16 protein-coding genes and 1 pseudogene are annotated in these 18,907 nt (G+C 44.1%); 12 read left to right on the top strand and 5 right to left on the bottom strand.

Features of this window, described 5'->3' with window-relative positions:
* Both A3762_RS12245 and dinB read right to left on the bottom strand, forming a co-directional pair.
* Positions 1-945, bottom strand: a 945-nt coding sequence (locus tag A3762_RS12245; RefSeq protein WP_068755795.1) for a serine/threonine protein kinase, incomplete at its 3' end; no start/stop codon positions are given.
* An 18-nt stretch (positions 946-963) separates the two neighbouring features.
* A complete protein-coding gene (gene dinB / locus A3762_RS12240) occupies positions 964-2,028 on the bottom strand; it encodes a DNA polymerase IV (RefSeq protein WP_068755794.1) in 1,065 nt (354 codons plus the stop codon).
* Positions 2,029-2,102: 74 nt separating this feature from the next.
* On the opposite strand from dinB, the gene A3762_RS12235 reads away from it, so the two are divergent.
* On the top strand, positions 2,103-3,236 hold the full coding sequence (locus A3762_RS12235) for an NAD(P)/FAD-dependent oxidoreductase (RefSeq protein ID WP_068755792.1): 1,134 nt from the start codon (positions 2,103-2,105) through the stop codon (positions 3,234-3,236).
* A 35-nt stretch (positions 3,237-3,271) separates the two neighbouring features.
* Here A3762_RS12235 and A3762_RS27560 read toward each other — a convergent pair whose 3' ends face one another.
* Positions 3,272-3,679: a ComF family protein gene (locus A3762_RS27560; RefSeq protein ID WP_197469230.1), complete on the bottom strand. Its 408-nt coding sequence runs from the start codon at positions 3,677-3,679 to the stop codon at positions 3,272-3,274.
* A 123-nt stretch (positions 3,680-3,802) separates the two neighbouring features.
* A pseudogene (locus A3762_RS28825) lies at positions 3,803-4,033 on the bottom strand (double zinc ribbon domain-containing protein); the annotation flags it as partial.
* A gap of 90 nt (positions 4,034-4,123) precedes the next feature.
* Here A3762_RS28825 and bioB point away from each other — a divergent pair.
* The 8 genes from bioB to A3762_RS12190 all read left to right on the top strand — a co-directional run bounded on the left by bioB (position 4,124) and on the right by A3762_RS12190 (position 12,933).
* Positions 4,124-5,212: a biotin synthase BioB gene (gene bioB, locus A3762_RS12225; protein ID WP_068481669.1), complete on the top strand. Its 1,089-nt coding sequence runs from the start codon at positions 4,124-4,126 to the stop codon at positions 5,210-5,212.
* An 8-nt stretch (positions 5,213-5,220) separates the two neighbouring features.
* Positions 5,221-6,411 carry an 8-amino-7-oxononanoate synthase gene (bioF, locus tag A3762_RS12220; protein ID WP_068755790.1) on the top strand — a complete coding sequence of 397 codons (1,191 nt, stop codon included), beginning with the start codon at positions 5,221-5,223 and terminating at the stop codon, positions 6,409-6,411.
* Entirely contained in the window at positions 6,408-7,148 is a 741-nt protein-coding gene (locus tag A3762_RS12215) for a hypothetical protein (protein WP_068755789.1), read from the top strand. The genes bioF and A3762_RS12215 overlap by 4 nt, the downstream gene beginning before the upstream one ends.
* Position 7,149: 1 nt before the next feature.
* A complete protein-coding gene (gene bioC / locus A3762_RS12210) occupies positions 7,150-7,989 on the top strand; it encodes a malonyl-ACP O-methyltransferase BioC (protein ID WP_068755788.1) in 840 nt (279 codons plus the stop codon).
* Positions 7,990-7,996: 7 nt separating this feature from the next.
* A complete protein-coding gene (gene bioD / locus A3762_RS12205; RefSeq protein ID WP_068755787.1) occupies positions 7,997-8,680 on the top strand; it encodes a dethiobiotin synthase in 684 nt (227 codons plus the stop codon).
* Between the two features lie 79 nt (positions 8,681-8,759).
* Positions 8,760-8,999: a hypothetical protein gene (locus A3762_RS12200; RefSeq protein WP_068755797.1), complete on the top strand. Its 240-nt coding sequence runs from the start codon at positions 8,760-8,762 to the stop codon at positions 8,997-8,999.
* Between the two features lie 222 nt (positions 9,000-9,221).
* Entirely contained in the window at positions 9,222-11,015 is a 1,794-nt protein-coding gene (locus A3762_RS12195; RefSeq protein ID WP_068755785.1) for an acyl-CoA dehydrogenase C-terminal domain-containing protein, read from the top strand.
* Between the two features lie 133 nt (positions 11,016-11,148).
* Entirely contained in the window at positions 11,149-12,933 is a 1,785-nt protein-coding gene (locus tag A3762_RS12190) for an acyl-CoA dehydrogenase C-terminal domain-containing protein (protein WP_068755783.1), read from the top strand.
* Positions 12,934-13,189: 256 nt separating this feature from the next.
* Here the strand turns inward: A3762_RS12190 and A3762_RS12185 are convergent, their stop codons facing one another.
* Entirely contained in the window at positions 13,190-15,379 is a 2,190-nt protein-coding gene (locus tag A3762_RS12185; protein WP_068755781.1) for an AsmA family protein, read from the bottom strand.
* Positions 15,380-15,592: 213 nt separating this feature from the next.
* Between A3762_RS12185 and A3762_RS12180 the strand changes: the two genes are divergently transcribed.
* From A3762_RS12180 to A3762_RS12170, 3 genes are all read left to right on the top strand, one after another.
* Complete coding sequence (locus A3762_RS12180) at positions 15,593-17,089, top strand: CoA-acylating methylmalonate-semialdehyde dehydrogenase (protein WP_068755779.1); 1,497 nt, start codon at positions 15,593-15,595, stop codon at positions 17,087-17,089.
* A gap of 44 nt (positions 17,090-17,133) precedes the next feature.
* The gene (gene mmsB / locus A3762_RS12175) at positions 17,134-18,030 is read left to right on the top strand and encodes a 3-hydroxyisobutyrate dehydrogenase (RefSeq protein ID WP_068755777.1); all 897 of its coding nucleotides are present in this window, start codon (positions 17,134-17,136) and stop codon (positions 18,028-18,030) included.
* Between the two features lie 124 nt (positions 18,031-18,154).
* The gene (locus A3762_RS12170; protein ID WP_231878801.1) at positions 18,155-18,823 is read left to right on the top strand and encodes a DUF3047 domain-containing protein; all 669 of its coding nucleotides are present in this window, start codon (positions 18,155-18,157) and stop codon (positions 18,821-18,823) included.
* Positions 18,824-18,907: the final 84 nt, after the last annotated feature.

The raw sequence follows: 18,907 nt of genomic DNA, 5'->3' as shown, positions 1-18,907 counted from the left end.
TAGTGATAGTTGTTCACGAAGCTCTAGGATGTGCTCGGACCAATACCGTTCAGCGTTAAACCAAGGAAAGTGCATTGGGAATGCGGGATCTTGCCAACGACGAGCTAACCAAGCTGCGTAGTTCATTAGACGCAAGGTTCTTAGTACTTCAATGAGTCTAAGTTCTTTGAGTTCGAAGTTAGCGAATTGTTCGTAACCCTCAAGAAACTCTGATAGGAGTGAAGTTTGCTGAGTGCGATCTCCCGATAATAAGAGCCAGATATCTTGAATGGCTGGCCCCATAAGGCAGTCGTCAAAATCGACGAAGTGCGCAAGGTCATCTCGCCAAAGAATGTTACCCATATGGCAATCGCCGTGTATGCGCAAGAAACTAGGGTCGGCTTCATCCCAAATTGATTCCATTAGGCTAATTAAGTCATTGCTGAGCGAAGAGTATGCTGACTCCAAACTCATCGGAATGAACTCATTGGTAAGGAGAAAGTCGCGACTTTGTTTGGCCATCCTATCGATACTAATTGATGTGCGATGTTTGAATTGCTTGGTCGCACCGCATGCATGTAATCGTCCAATATTTAGACCGATTCTGTACATTGTATCTGGGAGTTCAAGCTCAGGAGCATAGCCGCCTTGCATTGGAAATAGTGCGAACTGAAATCCGTTAAATTCGTGAATTGAACTGTTATTAACGAGTGACGGAGCAACAAGATTAATTTCTTGTTGCTGCAGCTCAAAGCAAAAGTCATGTTCTTCTCGGATCGCTTCCGTTGACCAGCGGTTGGGTCGATAAAATTTAGCGATGCAAGGTGAGCCATCTTCAATACCAACGCGATATACACGGTTTTCGTAGCTATTTAGCGGGAATATGCGCTGATCGCTAATTAATCCGAGCGACTCTACAGCATCTATGACGGTATCTGGTACAAGGTTTTCGTATGGGTGTTGCATAGTGGCTATCAAAAATGGCTAATCGAACAAGTCTAACTGATGTTTGTCGTTTTTATTGTTACCAATCCGTACACCCAACCCTAGTAAGCGAATAGGCAGGTCTTTACGCTCCCATGCTTTTTCAATCATATTTATAAATGAGTCTGCAGATTTCCAATCTTCGATGCCTGCATGGATTGCTTCATCCATCGTGGTTTGTGTGAAATCATTAAACTTAAGCTTAATATAGCGCCCTAGTATGAGGTTTGGGTTTGCCTTGCTAACCCGTTCGGAAAGTTGTTCAAATTGCTTATGGAAAGCCGGAGAAAGCTCCTTCAATGAGCTAATGTCCGAACTGAAAGTGGTTTCGACAGACAAAGATTTTCGTTGGCGTTCTGTTACGACGGGGCGGTCATCAAACCCATTTGCGAGCTCGAGTAAGCGTTTCCCGTATTTTCCAAACCTCTCGATTATTTTATTTGAGTCGTAATTCCGAATATCTGTGCAGGTTTCGATATTCATCTCTTTTAATTTTTGAGCAGTGACCTTTCCTACGCCATTAATTTTAGTAACGGGTAGCGCGGCGACAAAGCTGTCAACTTGGTCAGGGGTAATGACAAATAACCCCGCCGGTTTGTTCCAGTCACTTGCAATTTTGGCGAGAAATTTATTAGGCGCTACGCCTGCAGAAACACTTAGATCAACCGTAGACTTGATGTCGTTTTGAATCGCTTGGGCGATTAGGGTTGCGCTTGAGTGAAATTCTGTACATTGAGAAACGTCTAGGTAGGCCTCGTCGAGGGATAAGGGTTCAATTAAGTCCGTGTATTGACGAAATACTTTATGCATTGCTAGAGATGCTTCACGATAGGCTTCGAAACGTGGCCTAATAAATACGAGCTGAGGGCAGAGTCTCAGCGCGACACTCGAAGGCATTGCTGAATGCACGCCATACTGTCTCGCTATATAATTACAGGTTGCGACCACTCCTCGCCCGTTGGGGTTTCCTCCAACAGCGATAGCTTGAGTTTTTAATGCCGGGTTGTCTCGTTCTTCGACGGAAGCGTAAAAAGCATCTGCATCAATGTGTATGATTTTTCTCATTTGCGATAGTGTATTCTATAAGGCGAAATCATTATCGCCTATGGACTGTTTTTAATTTAGGGAATTGTGGTCTTATGGATCGTTACAAGGTTGATACGGTCGTTATTGGCGCAGGTGTTGTGGGCTTGGCCGTCGCGTGGGCGCTTGCAAAACTTGGGCGTGAAGTTTGGATTTTAGAAAAAGAGTCTAGCTTCGGGCAGGGCACATCATCGAGAAACAGTGAGGTTATACATGCTGGAATCTATTATACAAAAGATAGTTTAAAGGCTCGATTGTGCGTCCAAGGTAAGCATTCGCTTTATCGTTATTTAGCTGATAGAGATCTGCCTTATAAGCGCTGCGGCAAATTAATTGTTGCTACTAATGATGCTCAGGTTGATGAAATAAATAACATTATCCAGCGAGCAAATGGAAATGGCGTTGAAGACCTTGAGATGCTTTCAGTATCTGCACTTCAAAAGCTTGAGCCGGCGTTGTCGGCAAAGGCAGCGATTCTATCCCCATCAACTGGCATAGTAGATAGCCATTCATTTATGCACAGTATGTTGGGAGATGCAGAGCGCGACGGGGCGCAGTTAGTTACTAATTGCCAGGTTGAGATTTGTGAAGCTTCTGACAATAAATATCTGCTGAATCTAGTAGGTCACGATTGCTTTCTAGAGGCCGTCAACATCGTTAATGCCGCTGGTTTGTATGCTCCTCATTTAGCTGAAGACATTTTTCACGCCTATGCTCAATGTGGGTATGATTTTCAAGGCGAGTATGCCAAAGGCAGTTATTTTACATACGATGGCCGAACTCCTTTCAATCGTCTCATTTATCCCGTGCCTGAAGATGGTGGGCTTGGTGTTCATCTAACGCTGGATTTAGCTGGCAGTGCGCGATTTGGGCCGGATGTCGAATGGAAAGGTGGACTAGGTGAGCGAGAGTTAATTGATTTTGACTACGCGGTTGATCCGTCGAGACGTAGTTTCTTTGCCTCGAGCATTCGGTCGTATTGGCCTGAGGTTGACGAAAGTCGTCTGCAGGCGGGCTATGCCGGTTTGAGGCCGAAACTAAAAATTAATGGCAGACTGTGTAACGATTTTCTGATTCACTCTGAGCGAGATCACGGATTAAAAGGTTTCGTAAATTTACTCGGAATAGAGTCGCCAGGACTGACATCTTCGATGGCTATTGCGGATTTAGTCTCCGAGTACTTTGCATGACAGTGCCGATTCCAATCAATTGACGTAAGGGGTAATTATTGTTTCGGAGTGCGCGCAAATGCCCAAATCTCAATTCTCTTCGCTCCAGCCTGTTTTAGCATTCTAGACGCTTCGTCTACCGTTGCTCCCGTGGTCACGACATCGTCAACAATAGCGATACTTTTTCCTTTGACGAATTCTATATTTCGAACGGAAAAACTGTTTTTAATGTTTTTCAGTCGAGCAGCTTTATTAGAGCGTTTTTGCTGCTTTGTTTCCTTAGTTTTAACAAGCAAATTGTTGCGATATCGAATGCCAGTTTTATGACTTAGCCGTGTAGCAAGTTCGTTAGCTTGGTCGAACTGATGTTCCTCATGTTTTTTGGGGTGCATAGGGATAGCGCACAAGAGGTCAGGGTAATCTGCGTTACTTAGTTTTCTGTTTTCAATAATAGCAATCGACATCGATTCGGCTATGTATTTTTTTGCGAGAAATTTAAAGTCGTGGCATAGCTTTGAGATTGGGAATTCGTATGAGCATGGAGCGAAAATTTGATCAAAGTGAGGCTGAGTATTTTTGCAGTCGTTACATATGGATTCATGAACTCTGACTGTGATTGAACATTTAGCGCACTTAGGTTGGCTTGCCTGAATGTCCTCCAAGCAGTTTTTGCACAAAGCGGTGTGCGAGTCAGAATGCTTGTTACATAAATGACAGCGATTTAAGAGTAGGTGCTTGTATAGCGTATTGAAAAGGTATTTTGACTTGTTAACCAGTATTTTGATTTTGGTTGACAAGTCGTGATCTGACTCTATCATTCACACTATCCTTGTGTTGATGCCAAGCAATGTAACACATCAACATTAATTTCCTCATTAAATAGATAGCAAGAGAGGCGTTTGGCCGAGATGAATATGAATGAACTAGGTGTGGTAAGGCATGACTGGGATAAAAAGGAAGTAGAGGAACTTTTTAATCTCCCATTTAATGATTTACTGTTCAAAGCTCAAGTGGTTCACCGCCAACATTTTGATCCAAATGAAGTGCAAGTGAGCACTTTGCTATCTATCAAAACTGGTGCATGCCCTGAAGATTGCAAGTACTGTCCGCAAAGTGGACATTACAATACTGGCCTTGAAAAAGAGAAGCTGATGCAAGTGGAAGCGGTATTAACAAAAGCTAAGCAAGCTAAGGAAAAAGGAAGTAGTCGTTTCTGTATGGGAGCCGCTTGGAAGCATCCGAGTGATAAAGACCTCCCTTACGTATTAGAAATGGTCAAGGGTGTTAAAGAATTGGGCTTAGAAACGTGTATGACTCTCGGTATGTTGAGAGATGATCAGGCTCAAGAGTTGGCAGATGCAGGTTTGGATTACTACAACCACAACCTAGATACGTCGCCTGACTTTTACGACAAGATCATTACCACACGAAGCTACCAAGATCGTCTTGATACCTTGCAGCATGTGCGTGATGCAGGTATGAAAATATGTAGTGGTGGCATTATTGGTATGGGTGAACGCGCATCAGATCGTATTGGCTTGCTAGTGCAGCTTGCCAATTTGCCGCAGCAACCTGAGAGTGTTCCTATTAATATGCTCGTTAAGGTAAAAGGAACACCCTTAGAAGATGTGGAGGATGTTGATCCGTTCGATTTCATTCGATGCATTGCTGTAGCGCGCATTATGATGCCGAAAAGTCATGTCCGCTTGTCTGCTGGACGTGAATCGATGAGCGATGAAATGCAAGCGCTTACCTTTATGGCGGGTGCTAACTCGATCTTTTATGGAGAGTGCTTGCTAACTACTCCTAACCCCGAAGCGCACAAAGATATGCAGCTATTTAAGCGCTTAGGCTTGCGTCCAGAGCAGCGTATTGAAGAGTCTGATGAAACACAAGAAGCTGTGCTGAACCAAGCAATTGTGAAGGATCAAGAAGCGAAAAATCCAATGTTCTATGAAGCAAGTGCAACTAGTGCTGGCGATTCAGTCCAACACTAGGTTTGTCTGTGGCGTACGACGCACCTTATTGGCGTGATCAACTATCTCTGATTGAGCAGAAAGCGCTTCTCAGAAAGCGCTTTGATGTTCACTCTCGAAGTGGAGTTGAGCTCGTCACTAATGGCGAGAAATTAACTAATTTTGCAAGTAATGATTATCTTGGCCTCGCGAGCCATCCTGAGATTGTTGAGGCCTTGTGCACGTCGGCACGCACCTATGGTGTCGGTAGTGGCGCTTCCGATGTTGTGTCTGGCCACTTTCAGGCGCATTCAGATCTGGAGCAAAAGCTAGCTCGCTTCACTAAGCGTGATAAAGCTTTGTTGTTTTCGACGGGGTATATGGCAAACCTAGCTGTTGCATCTGCGTTTGCCAATTCTCGTGCTCTATTACTACAAGATAAGTTGAATCACGCGTCATTGATTGACGGCGCCAAGTTGTCTGGTGCGAGAGCGCAAAGGTATCTGCATAATAACCCTGCTAGCCTCGGTAATTATCTAGCTAAACTGTATGACGCAGATAAATACGACCACTGCTTAGTTTTGAGTGATGGTGTGTTTAGTATGGATGGTAATGTCGCTGATATTTCTCAATTAAGCGAAGTATGCTCGTCTTATACATCTTTGCTCGCCATTGATGACGCGCATGGACTTGGGGTTTTAGGTGAGGGCGGTTGTGGTAGCGTGCTTTCACAAGGTGTTTCTCAAGAACAGTGCCCGCTGTTAATTGGTACATTCGGTAAAGCGTTTGGTACTTTTGGAGCCTTCGTCGCAGGACCTGAGGATCTTATTTCATATTTAGAGCAAGTCGCTCGCCCCCATATCTATACCACCGCGTTGCCGCCAAGTTTAGTCGATGCAACAAGTAAAAGCCTTTCGTTAATTGAAGCGGGTGATGATCTGAGGACTTTGCTCAATCAGCGAATTACTCAATTCAAAGAGGAATTGAGTGACAGTGGTGTTACTCTGTTAGATTCTCAGACTGCGATACAAGGCGTTGTATTAGGTGATAATCAGTTAGCTCTTGATGCAGGAGCATTTTTACGTGCTCGAGGCTTTTTAGTGGGCGTCATACGACCGCCCACTGTTCCCCAAGGTAGTGCCCGCTTGCGTATTACTATGAGTGCCGCGCATAACGCTTCAGATTTATCAAATTTGACTCAAGCTCTCAAAGAATTCCGCCGTGAGAGGATGGAGGCATGAGCAAGTACGTAGACCTTTTGTTTATTCAAGGTTGGTCGGTTTCTGAAGAATTCTACGCCGATTGGCTTCATGGTTTGTCAAAAGAACTTATGAGCAATCGATCAATCAAGATAGTAGCGTGCCCTGAGCGTGGCGATATTCGTTGGCTGGAGCATTTAGCCAAGGAATATGTATCGCCTAATACGGTGATTATTGGTTGGTCGCTAGGTGGAATGTTGGCCATTAAGCTCGCAGCTTACCTTGAAGGGGCTAATAAATCGTACGACCGTTTAGTGACACTAATGAGCTCGCCCAAGTTCGTAGAGTCGACGGATTATCAATGTGGTATGAAGCGACAGGACTTTGCTGATTTTGTGAGCTCTATTAGCGATGATCGAGCGATCGTTAAAACGTTTCCGTTTTTGTGTATCAAAGGTGCTCCTAAGCAATCCTCTTTATTGAAGCGAGTTCGCGAACAGTACGACCTTTGTTTATTAGAGGAATCAAATCGGTGCCAAAGCCTCAAGTTGCTAGGCGAATTGGATGTGCAGCAAGAGCTTGCCAACTTAACTCAGTCAGCACTCATGATATTCGGCGATCAAGATGTTTTGGTTAAGCAAAGCTGCGCTTTAGAGATTAAGAGCCAGTTTACTCATCATAAGAGCGTAATCATTGATGGTGTAGCGCACTTCCCGTTCGTTGATTCGGTGGGGCAGGTGCTTGTATCAGAGCTAAGTGACTTAAAGGCTGCGGTTTAAGATGTCCAATCAAAATGTAGCGAGTAAATCAGAGTTAGCAAATTCGTTCGGTAAAGCCGCTCAAAATTACGACGCTTCAGCATATCTACAGAAAATGGTTGGTAATCAGTTAATTGAGCATACTCTTGCGTGCGATGTTTCCTTCCCTCAAGGACTTGGGGGAGATCTTGGTTGCGGCACTGGGTATTTTTCCTCAGATGTAAAAACGAAATTCCAGCTCGCCGAAATGCTGTTGCTCGACATTTCTGAATCGATGGCGCGATACGCCTTTAGCCGGTGGTCTGAGGAAGCGTTGGTTGACGAACCGACTTCAACTCGTGCGTTTTATCCTCTAGTGCTAGATGCCGAAAATATAGCTTTGCAATCCGAGGTTCTCGATTTTTGCTTCTCCAGTTTGGCGCTTCAATGGGTGAATGACTTGAAAACAGCCTTAAAGCAAGCTCACGCTGCGCTAAAACCTGGTGGTGTCATAAGCTATTCAACCTTAGTCGATGGCACTTTGGATGAGTTGAAAACGTCATGGTCTAGGGTCGATGACGCAACGCATGTAAACGAGTTTATGACTTATAGGGCTTGCCTCAACGCTGCGTTGGAGCTTGGTTATGAAGTGTTAGTTGATGAGCAGTCTCCAATAGTTGTTGAGTATCAGCGTCCTATGGATTTAATGAAGGATTTAAAAGCGATCGGTGCGCATAATATCTCGAGAGGTCGCTCAAAGGGGCTTGCAGGTAAGGGTAAGCTAAAACGAGTACTTCAAGCATATGAAGACTTTCGGCATCCAGAGGGGCATTACCCAGCAACCTATCAAGTTGCGTATTTTGTGCTTAAGAAAAAACGATGAGTGATTAATGAAAAAATATTTTGTAACCGGTACAGATACTGAAGTAGGTAAAACTTTTTCTAGTTGTCGCTTGCTAGAAGAAGCGCATCGGCAAGGAATGAGCACCCTAGGGCTAAAGCCGGTGGCAGCGGGTTGTGAAATGCTCGATAGCCAGATGAAAAACGAAGACGCATTAGCTTTGATTGAGGCATCATCAGTCAAATTGCCTTATGCCCAGGTAAATCCAGTCGCACTGGAGACTGCGTGTTCGCCGCATATCGCGGCAAGTATATCTAAGAAGGCAGTTAGCGCTTCGCGATTGACCGGATACGTGCGCGGCGCGTTAATGAGCAAGGTAGACTTCGCGCTTGTTGAGGGTGCTGGAGGTTGGAGAGTACCAATTAGTCCTCGCGAAACCATGGCAGACCTCGCCAAAGAATTAGGTTATCCAGTTATTATGGTGGTTGGAATGAAGCTTGGTTGTTTGAATCATGCATTACTGACCGCAGAAGCGATCCGTAATGACGGGCTTGTATTAGCAGGTTGGATTGCGAATCAACAATCTTCAGACCAAATGAGCTGTTTTGATGAAAATGTTCATACTTTGCGCCAAGCTATAAATGCACCTTGCTTAGGTGTTTTGCCGCATCAATCAGGTAGCGTTTCTGCAGAATTTGGTAAATATATACATTTAGATTGTTTAACTGTGTAAAAGATATGCTCAATGCTTGCACAGCCAACCAAGCTTTGCTTCAATTAAAACGATCAGAAATTAATCAATGGTTTGGCAAATGAATATCAATGCAGTATCAGAAATCGGATTGAGCGGTGTACGCACAGGGTTAGAAGGTGCCGAAAAGGCAGCTGCTGACATCGTACGTGTTGGAACCGTAGATGGTGCTGATGGTACAAATGATGTTGTCGAACCAATCATTGAACTTCGCTTATATCAACGTTCTGTTGAAGCGTCATCACAAGTAGTTCGCACCGCGGATGAAGTACTTGGTACTCTTCTCGATACCCTAGCATAACCCTCGTTTAATTCTCCCTTGTTTAAAGGTTCGCGTTTTTGTGCGAGACGTACTCCTGTTTGTTCTCTTTTAGTTTCTCGTAATGCTTGACAAAGCATACAAGCGAACGTATGTTTCAAACACTCGTTTGATTTAGAGTCGAAACCGGCACGTGTACTGTTAACACGGGCTTTGAAATTTAATTAGTTTTCAAACGAAACCGAATAAAATTGAGGTAACGTTATGCCAGAATATAAAGCTCCCCTAAGAGACATTAAGTTCTTAATGGACGAAGTGCTTGATAGCGAACAGCACTACCAAAACATCGGTGCGACTGATGCAACTCCTGACATGATCGATGCGATTGTTGCTGAAGGCGCTAAGTTCTGTGAAGAAGTTCTTGCACCTATTAATCAATCAGGTGACCAAGAAGGTTGTACTTGGAGCGAAGACGGTGTTAAAACGCCGACTGGTTTTAAAGAAGCATATCAGCAGTACGTAGAAGGCGGATGGCCTTCAATGAACGCTCCTGTTGAGCACGGTGGTCAAGGTCTTCCAGAATCGATCAACATCATTCTCAGTGAAATGGTTGGTACTGCTAACTGGGCATGGGGTATGTACCCTGGTTTATCTCACGGTGCACGTGCAACACTTGAAGAGCACGGAACACCTGAGCAGCAAGAGACTTACCTGACTAAACTTATCTCTGGTGAGTGGACAGGTACTATGTGTTTGACTGAGCCGCAATGTGGTTCTGACCTAGGTATCCTTACTACTAAAGCTGAGCCAAACGCTGACGGTTCTTATGCTATCACTGGTACTAAAATCTTTATCTCTGCTGGTGAGCACGACATGGTCGATAATATCGTTCATATCGTACTGGCACGTCTTCCAGGTGCTCCGGAAGGTACAAAAGGTATTTCTTTGTTCGTCGTTCCTAAGTGTCTTCCTGATGCAAACGGTGAAGCAGGTGAGCGTAATGCTGTTTCTTGTGGTTCTATTGAGCACAAGATGGGTATTCACGGTAACTCAACTTGTGTGATGAACTTCGATGGCGCGAAAGGTTGGTTGATTGGTCCAGAAAACAAGGGCCTAAACTGCATGTTTACGTTCATGAACGTTGCGCGTATCGGTACTTCTATCCAAGGTCTTGCGGCTGCTGAAGGTTCTTTCCAAGGTGCACTTACATACGCTAAAGATCGTTTGGCGATGCGTTCATTGACTGGTCCTAAGAATCCAGAAGGTAAAGCTGACCAAATCATCGTGCATCCTGACGTTCGTCGTATGCTTCTTACTCAGAAAGCTATCGCGGAAGGCTCTCGTGCGATGATCTACTATGCAGCTCAACAGGCTGACCTAGTTACTCACGGTGAAGGTGAAGATCAGAAAGCTGCTGATGAGATGCTTGGCTTCTTGACGCCAATCTTGAAAGCATTCTGTACTGAAGCTGGTTTTGAAGCTGCTAACCACGGTTTACAAGTATTCGGTGGCCACGGTTTCATTGCTGAATGGGGCATGGAGCAAATCGTTCGTGATACGCGTATCGCACTTCTTTATGAAGGAACTACTGGTATTCAGGCGCTTGACTTACTTGGTCGTAAGATCCTTATGAGCCAGGGTGCATCACTTCGCAACTTCACTAAGCAGGTACATAAGTTCTGCCAGGCTAACGAAGGTAACGAAGCCTTGAAACCATTCATCGAGAAACTAACTACTCTTAACAAAGAGTGGGGCGACATCACAATGAAAGTTGGCATGAATGCTATGAAGAACCGTGATGAAGTTGGTGCGGCTTCTGTAGACTTCCTAATGTACTCTGGTTACGTATGCTTGGCATATTTCTGGGCGCAAATGGTTAAAGTTGCTCAAGAAAAGCTAGACGCTGGTACTGCTGAAACTGGTTTCTATACAGCTAAAGTACAAACTGCACAGTTCTACTTCGATCGTATCCTTCCACGCACAGCTGCGCACGCGCAGATGATTGCTGCAGGTAGCGACTCGATGATGGCAATCGACGAAGAAAACTTCGCATTCTAATTGTCATTATTCATGAAAAAGCCCGCTTTGCGGGCTTTTTTGCGTTATAATGCGCGCGATTTTTTTGGCTGACGGCGTTCTTTGAGCGCTTTAGCTCATAGATAAACACAAAGAATTAATTGAGGATTAGGAAATGGCAGAGTACAAAGCGCCCCTTCAAGATATTCGCTTCGTAATGAATGAAGTGTTTGAAGCAGAAAAACTTTGGGGTTCATTGGCAGGCACGCAAGATGTCATTGACATGGAAACTGCTGATGCAATTTTAGAAGAGGCTGGAAAAATTACAGCTTCGTTGATTGCACCATTGAGTCGTGAAGCTGATGAAGAAGGTTGTCACTTTGATAACGGTAAAGTCACTGTACCTGCAGGCTTTGTAGATGCATATAAAACGTTTGCTGAAGGTGGTTGGTCAGGTTTGACTGGTAACCCAGTTTACGAAGGTATGGGCATGCCTAAAATGTTGGGCGCTCAGTATGAAGAGATGCTTTACTCTGCTGACATCTCATTCGGTCTATATGTGTGTTTGACTTCTGGTGCGGCATTGGCAATTGATGCGCACGCTTCAGAAGAGCTTAAGCAAAAATACCTGCCAAAAATGTATTCAGGTGAATGGACAGGTGCGATGGATTTGACTGAGCCTCACTCAGGTACAGATCTTGGTATGATTCGCACCAAGGCTGAGCCAAATGCCGACGGTTCATACAGCATTACTGGTACGAAGATCTTTATCACAGGTGGTGAAAATGACCTGACTGATAACATCATTCATTTGGTGCTTGCGAAACTTCCGGATGCGCCAGCTGGATCAAAAGGTATTTCTCTTTTCCTAGTGCCGCGTAACAGTGTTGATGACAACGGCGTTGTAGGTGAAAACAATAACGTTACTTGTGGTTCTATCGAACACAAGATGGGTATTAAAGCTTCCGGTACCTGTGTTATGAACTTTGATGGTGCGCAAGGTTGGTTGGTCGGTGAAGTAAACAAAGGTCTTTTGGCTATGTTTACAATGATGAACTACGAACGCTTGAGTGTTGGTATTCAAGGTTTCGCCGCAGCAGAGCGCTCTTACCAAAACGCACGTGAATACGCACTTGATCGTATTCAAGGTCGTGCAGCAACAGGTCCTGTTAATACTGAAAAGCAAGCTGACCCGATTATCGTTCACGCTGACGTTCGTCGTATGCTTCTTACTATGAAGGCTTACACAGAAGGCTCGCGTGCTTTCTCTACCTACGTTGCAAGTTACCTCGACATTGCTAAGTTCTCTGATGATGCCGATCAGATTAAGCATGCAAATGCAATGATTGCGCTTCTCACGCCAATCGCTAAAGCATACATGACAGACCGCGCATTAGATTCTTGTGTTGCTGGTCAGCAAGTATTTGGTGGTCATGGCTTTATTCGTGAGTGGGGTCAAGAGCAACTAGTTCGTGACACGCGTATCACGCAAATCTATGAAGGTACTAATGGCGTTCAAGCAATGGACTTGATGGGGCGTAAAGTTGTTGCTAATGGTGGCAAACTATATGAGCTATTTGCTAGCGAAGTAAAAGAGTTCATTGCTGCTGAATCAGACAATCCTGCGTTGGCTAGCAAACTTGATCAACTTTCTGCAGCTTTAGATCGCTTAACTGAAGCGACTGAATATGTAATCGGTGCAACACAGGGCGACGCAGATGCGATCGGCGCAGCAGCGGTTGAGTACTTGGATTTATTTGGTCTAACTGCATACGGCTACATGTGGGCACGCATGGTTGCAAAAGCAGCACCTAAAGTTGAAGAAGATGTGTTCTACGCGAATAAGCTTAAGACTGCTAACTTCTTCTTTAGTCGTCTTCTTCCAGGGACTCTTTCTCTTCTTGAGGCGATTAAGTCTGGTAGTGAAGATACGATGGCGCTTGAAGCTGAAAACTTCTAAGTCTTATTTAGCGTCAATAAAAAACCGGTACTTGTTACCGGTTTTTTTATGTCTGACATTCGGCCAAAAAAAAGCGGCGTGGTCGCCGAACAAGACCATCACCGCTGAGGTTAAACAAACTAATAACTAAGGAGGGAAATGAAAACCCTGAAACATCTCTGTTTCGTTAGGATAGATATTAGTTTTGGATGGGGCGTATTTTGATCAGCCGAAAGGCTTATTTGCTGAAAGTTAATAAAAACGAAAGGCGAGTTACTTAATTAAATAGCTTAAGAAGGCTGTCTTTAATCTTGTCTACGGCTTCGTTATCTTTCCCAATGATTCCGTCCAAGCGTTCACGATGCTTATTGATGACGCGATCTAGCTCTTTCTCTGTTTTGCGCTTTGCTTCATCAATAGCTGCATTTTGAACTTGCTGCTTCAGTGCGCTGTAGTTGATGTCGCAACGATGTTGATTGGCAATTAGCATGCCTTGGCATGTTAAAGGAATGCTAATGTTCTGAAGTTTTGGATTGATGCGACAGGCATGTGTTGCGCCGTTCGCTTCAGGTTTTATGTAAAAGTTAGCTTCATATGATTGATTTAGAATATCAGCAGTACCATTTATGATTGTGTTCGTGCTATTCGAATTAAGCTTTGTGTGTTGGGTTTGTATGACGGAGTTGTTTAACTCGATTGTACTTGTCAGCTTTTTGATGCTCGTTGAAGAGCCCGCTTTCTCAATGTCATATTTGTCATTATTAATATATGAAATGCCTTTACACAGCCAAGCATCAATATTTATTCCGTCCACACGACCCTGTTGAAGTTCAGCTTGAACACTTCCTGAGTTAGTAGCTTTAAGATCTGGGATGGTGTTACCCGTCAGGGATATAGCGCCATTTAGATCAAGTGTACCTGCAAAGGAAATATCGTTTGTTTGCAGAGTGGGCGGCATAAGTTCTCCAACAATAAGACTATTCGCATCAATGCTAAGATCCCAAACTGGATTGGGCAGTTGTGCATTCACGACTGCGGCGGCTGTGATACTTCCGTTCGCGACTGAGGCTTCATTAGTGCTTCTTATACGGCCGTTGTTTATCAAAATCGATGTTTTGATCCCTGAAGCCTCAATGTGCTGATATCTCAGTTTGTCTTGCACGAGATTAAAGGAGATGTCCGCGTTTTGGATGAAGTCCAATGGCAAGATCTGTTTGACTGCTTCGTTATTTGATTCAATTGCAGCGATATGTGGCGCGGTAACCTGCTTTTGCGAAGGAATTATGGCAGCGAGGTAGTTGTCTATAACCGCCTGATCGCCAGCCAATGAGATGTCATAAAAGTTGGCAGCTGGGCGCGCTTTAATTGAACCCAAGAACTTTGATTCGTCGAACGCTAAGTCGAAATTAGTGCTCTGTAAAGTTCCTGAACGAAATGTAAATGGAGCATCAACTCTTATGTTTTTAAAGGCTTTGTCGTTAATCGGTAAATTTAAACCTAAGTATTGGTTTACATTTGCAAGAGCAAAGGGTGCAACGTGAATCATGCCCGTTATATCAGGACTGGTGCGAAGCTTCTTGGCGACAAATTGAGTATCTAAAGCAATGCTGGCGCCACTGACCTGCATGCTCGAAGCGTTTAGTGTGTCACCTTTCAGGTCATACTCAAAGTTTCCAGTTAGCGAGAGCTGTATGGTTTTCTTATTAGGCAGTATCCCAGAAAGGTCGAGATTATTTTCAAGTCCAATGAGTGATAGCATTTGACGTTCAGCGCTGATATTTGCTTTTGTTCTGAGGCTGTTGAAGTAGCGTGTCCCTTGTAGCTTGTCTTCATAAGTGAAGCTGAATTGAATAGGAAAATCTTCATCTAGTCTTGCATTATTCACTTCTAAGTCAAAGCCGTGAAGTGAGATATTCAGAGAGCTTTGCGCGTTTATGTAGTCCACTCGATAGTTTTGAATATGAATATGCTTTGCCAAAAATGGTATCGTCGCCAACTCTGTGCTTGTAGGTTTCAGATTTGTATTGTCGGTGGTGACAACTGAGCTATCTGTTTTTTGTGACTCTTCGTCGACCGGTTTATCGCCTTTAGTCAAAAGATCCCAATTACGATTTCCAGATTCGTCGACATACAGATGAATATGAGCGCCGTTTGAATAAATTCCGTTAATTTCAGGGGCGAGCTTGAGCAAGCTGAGCGTGTCTATCGATAGGTCGATCTGTGATACCTGAGTAAACACTTGCCCCTCTTGATCTAGAATACTGAGAGAGTCAAGGGTTACACCGAGAGGCCACCAAGAAAGCTTCAATTCCCCATCAATTTTTATAGTTAAACCGAAACGGTCCTTCGTACTGTTTTCGATGTCTCTTTTATAGTCATTGACATCAATACTGCTTAGAACAGTAATGATTGTAAGTACCAAGATAACGAAAATCGTAACTAATATTTTTAGTGCAAGCTTAAGCATGGCCAATGACTGTTGATAATTCGAGTCTAAATCTTAGTGAGTCGAATATATCCATTGGACTAACAGGAGTTTACGGTTTAGACATTTGCGCTTTATCTTCAAAGTGTTTGTCCATATTGATCAGTTAAAAAGCAAGTTTTGATCAGTCCTATGTATTTAAAACTAGAGTAGAGTTACTAAGTTGAATAAAAATAAAACCTGTTAGGAATATCTATGCCAGTTCAAGTCCCTTTGTTGATAAACGGCGAGTTCGTTGAAAGCACAAGCCAAAACAAATTACCTGTATTAAATCCAGCAACCCAAGAAGTCCTTGCTGAAGTGCCATGCGCGTCTGAAGCTGAAATTGAGCTAGCTATTGAAGGCGCTAAACAAGCCTATAAAGCTTGGAAAAATACTGCAGTGACGGATCGTTCTCGTTTAATGTTTCGCTATCAACACCTATTAAAAGAGAAGCAGCGCGAGATAGCAGAAATCTTAGCGGTCGACACAGGTAAGAACATCGAAGATGCTATGGGCGATGTTTGGCGTGGAATAGAAGTCGTCGAGCAGGCGTGCAATATTCCTAGCTTAGTTATGGGGGAAACGGTTGAGAATGTTGCGCGAGAGGTTGATACGTACAGTATCACGCAGTCACTCGGCGTTACGCTTGGCATTACGCCATTTAACTTCCCTGCCATGATTCCTTTGTGGATGTTCCCGATGGCGACGGCATGCGGCAACGCTATGATTCTCAAACCGTCTGAACAGGTCCCGTTGGCAACCATGCGTTTAATAGAGTTGTTTATAGAAGCGGGCGCACCTGCAGGTTTGGTTCAAGTGATCCATGGCGACAAGGATCAGGTTAATTATCTCTTAAATCATGAAGACGTTGTCGCGACATCTTTTGTTGGCTCTGTGCCGGTCGCTGCGCACGTGTATCGCACGGCAACCAATCAGTTAAAGCGCGCTCAATGCTTCGCGGGTGCCAAGAATCACATGGTTGTTATGCCTGATGCCGATAAGGCAACTGTAATGAATGCATTAGTTGGCGCTACGGTAGGCGCTGCAGGACAGCGTTGTATGGCGATTAGTGTCATTGTATTTGTCGGCGAAACAATTAAGTGGGCTGACGACTTAGCAGAGCGCTTGCGAAATGTGAAGCCAGGTGCGTGGGATGACCCTAATGCTGCGTTTGGTCCGGTGATTACACCGGCAAGCAAACAAAGAATTGAGTCATTGATCGAGTCTGGAATTACGCAAGGAGCGACATGTTTAGTTGATGGGCGAGGCGTCGTTGTTGACGGATATCCAGACGGAAACTGGGTCGGGCCAACGCTCTTTAAAGATGTTTCTACTAATATGGATATATATCAACAAGAAATATTCGGCCCAGTAGTATGTTGTATTAATGTTGATTCTCTGGATGCAGCCTTGGATTTGGTTAACAGCAGTCCTTATGGCAACGGTACGTCTATATTTACTCAGTCTGGGATCAGTGCTCGCCGTTATCAGCACGAGGTTGAAGTTGGTCAAGTGGGTATTAATTTGCCTATACCTGTTCCTTTGCCGTTTTTCTCGTTCACTGGTTGGAAAGGTTCCTTTATGGGTGACTTGCATGCTTATGGAAAACAAGCCGTCAGGTTTTATACCGAAACTAAAACCGTGACCTCAAACTGGAAAGCTACGGAAAATCAGTCATCCGGCCCGAACATGAGTATCTCGTTAAAGTAAGAAGCATTTCATTTTTAATTTGCTGATAAAAACAAGGATAAATTATGGCAACGATTACGTTTGTTGGTCTCGGTAATATGGGCGGCCCAATGGCTTTGAATTTGATCAAGGCCGGTCATTCGGTTTATGCGATTGATTTGATGCCTGAGCTCGTTGAAAGCTTAGTTAGAGAAGGCGCGCATAAAGCGCAGTCTTTGGAGGATGCGGTAAAAACATCAGACGTCATTATTACAATGCTCCCTGCTGGAAAGCATGTGGCTTCTCTATTTTTAGGCGAGCCAAATGCCAAACAGGGTTTGCTCGAACAGCTCAGCAACAAGCCTCTGATTATTGATTCCTCAACGATTGATGCCGCAACAGCCAGAAGCGTGCACGACGCTTGTCGTGAAAACGGTATCGATATGGTTGATGCGCCAGTCTCCGGAGGCGTTGCCGCAGCAGCTGCGGGTAGTTTAACGTTTATGTGTGGTGGGGATGCTGTTGCCTTTGAAAAGGCGCAACCTATCTTAGGCGCAATGGGGGCTAATATATTCCATGCAGGTCCTGAAGGTGCGGGGCAGGTTGCCAAAATGTGTAACAACATGCTGCTAGCAATACACATGATCGGAACATCTGAGGCATTAAATCTAGGCGCAAATAATGGGCTAGATCCATCTGTATTGTCTGAAATCATGCTGGCTAGTTCTGGAAAAAATTGGAGCCTAGAAAAATATAATCCTTATCCCAATGTTATGCCGACAAGCCCTGCCTCGAATGATTATCGACCGGGTTTTATGGTAGATCTAATGGCCAAAGACTTAGGCTTGGCGATGGAGAATGCTGTCGAAACTTCAAGTAAAACGCCTCTAGGTCGTGCTGCACATGACATGTATGTCGATAAGCAAGATTCAGGAGAAGGAAAGAAGGATTTTTCTAGTATTCTTGAAGATATCGCTAAATAAAAACGCCGTCATTGCTATTACAAGGAGCCGTAGAGCTCCTTTTTTATTGTCTACATTTTTGTGCGAGGAACTTTGCAGTCATAATTTGTCTATAGTGTCCTCTAAACAATTGTAGGGTATGAAAATGCGTGGAGTAAAAGCAGCTCGTTTAGTCATGAGCTTTTTATTAGCGGTATTGCTTGGTGCAAGTAAGGCGGTTTATGCAGAGACCTTATCAGTTTTGTCTCCCTCAGAAGACGACCTAAAACAATGGGAGTCAAAGTCATTTGAGGGAGAGACGCAGTATATGCTCGAGCGTGATAGTGACGGAGCGTCATTCTTGAGGGCAATCAGCAATGCAAGTGCGTCAGGCCTGTTTTTGAAACAAGATATCGATATTAACGAATTTCCTTACTTGAATTGGGAGTGGAGGTCCGATAAGAGCTTAGCTGCATTAGATGAGCAAAGTAAGTCAGGTGATGATTATGTTGCACGAATGTATGTTGTTGTTGATGGTGGTTTGTTTTTCTGGAATACGATCGCACTAAACTATGTTTGGTCTTCTAGCGCTACGAGCAAAGATGCTTGGCCAAATTCCTTTGCCGGCGACAACGCCCAAATGGTTCCCGTAAAAAATGCAAGTTCGGCGTCAGGGACTTGGTATACCGAGAAACGCAATTTGAAAGAAGACTTTAAGGCGTTTTTCGGTAAGGACATATCCCGTATTGATGCAATTGCGATCATGACTGACACAGACAATTCAAAACAAGATGCCCAAGCGAGTTATCGCAATATCTACTTCTCTAAGAATTAGTTAGCTTTGCTGAATCATTATTATGAGATCCTCTTTAAACAACTAAAGGGTATTTTCGAATAAAAACAACTTATAGCAATAAGA

Source organism: Oleiphilus sp. HI0125 (assembly GCF_001635355.1).
The sequence above is the reverse complement of the archived record's forward strand: the minus strand, read 5'-3'. Positions and strand labels throughout refer to the sequence as shown.

Bases quoted from the DNA above. Each gene is read 5' to 3' on its own strand.
- A3762_RS12200 (WP_068755797.1), top strand. From the start codon at position 8,760: ATGAATATCAATGCAGTATCAGAAATCGGATTGAGCGGTGTACGCACA.
- A3762_RS12170 (WP_231878801.1), top strand. From the start codon at position 18,155: ATGCGTGGAGTAAAAGCAGCTCGTTTAGTCATGAGCTTTTTATTAGCG.
- bioB (WP_068481669.1), top strand. From the start codon at position 4,124: ATGAATATGAATGAACTAGGTGTGGTAAGGCATGACTGGGATAAAAAG.
- dinB (WP_068755794.1), bottom strand. From the start codon at position 2,028: ATGAGAAAAATCATACACATTGATGCAGATGCTTTTTACGCTTCCGTC.
- A3762_RS12190 (WP_068755783.1), top strand. From the start codon at position 11,149: ATGGCAGAGTACAAAGCGCCCCTTCAAGATATTCGCTTCGTAATGAAT.
- A3762_RS12180 (WP_068755779.1), top strand. From the start codon at position 15,593: ATGCCAGTTCAAGTCCCTTTGTTGATAAACGGCGAGTTCGTTGAAAGC.
- A3762_RS27560 (WP_197469230.1), bottom strand. From the start codon at position 3,679: ATGTCGATTGCTATTATTGAAAACAGAAAACTAAGTAACGCAGATTAC.
- bioC (WP_068755788.1), top strand. From the start codon at position 7,150: ATGTCCAATCAAAATGTAGCGAGTAAATCAGAGTTAGCAAATTCGTTC.
- A3762_RS12235 (WP_068755792.1), top strand. From the start codon at position 2,103: ATGGATCGTTACAAGGTTGATACGGTCGTTATTGGCGCAGGTGTTGTG.
- A3762_RS12215 (WP_068755789.1), top strand. From the start codon at position 6,408: ATGAGCAAGTACGTAGACCTTTTGTTTATTCAAGGTTGGTCGGTTTCT.
- mmsB (WP_068755777.1), top strand. From the start codon at position 17,134: ATGGCAACGATTACGTTTGTTGGTCTCGGTAATATGGGCGGCCCAATG.
- bioD (WP_068755787.1), top strand. From the start codon at position 7,997: ATGAAAAAATATTTTGTAACCGGTACAGATACTGAAGTAGGTAAAACT.
- A3762_RS12185 (WP_068755781.1), bottom strand. From the start codon at position 15,379: ATGCTTAAGCTTGCACTAAAAATATTAGTTACGATTTTCGTTATCTTG.
- A3762_RS12195 (WP_068755785.1), top strand. From the start codon at position 9,222: ATGCCAGAATATAAAGCTCCCCTAAGAGACATTAAGTTCTTAATGGAC.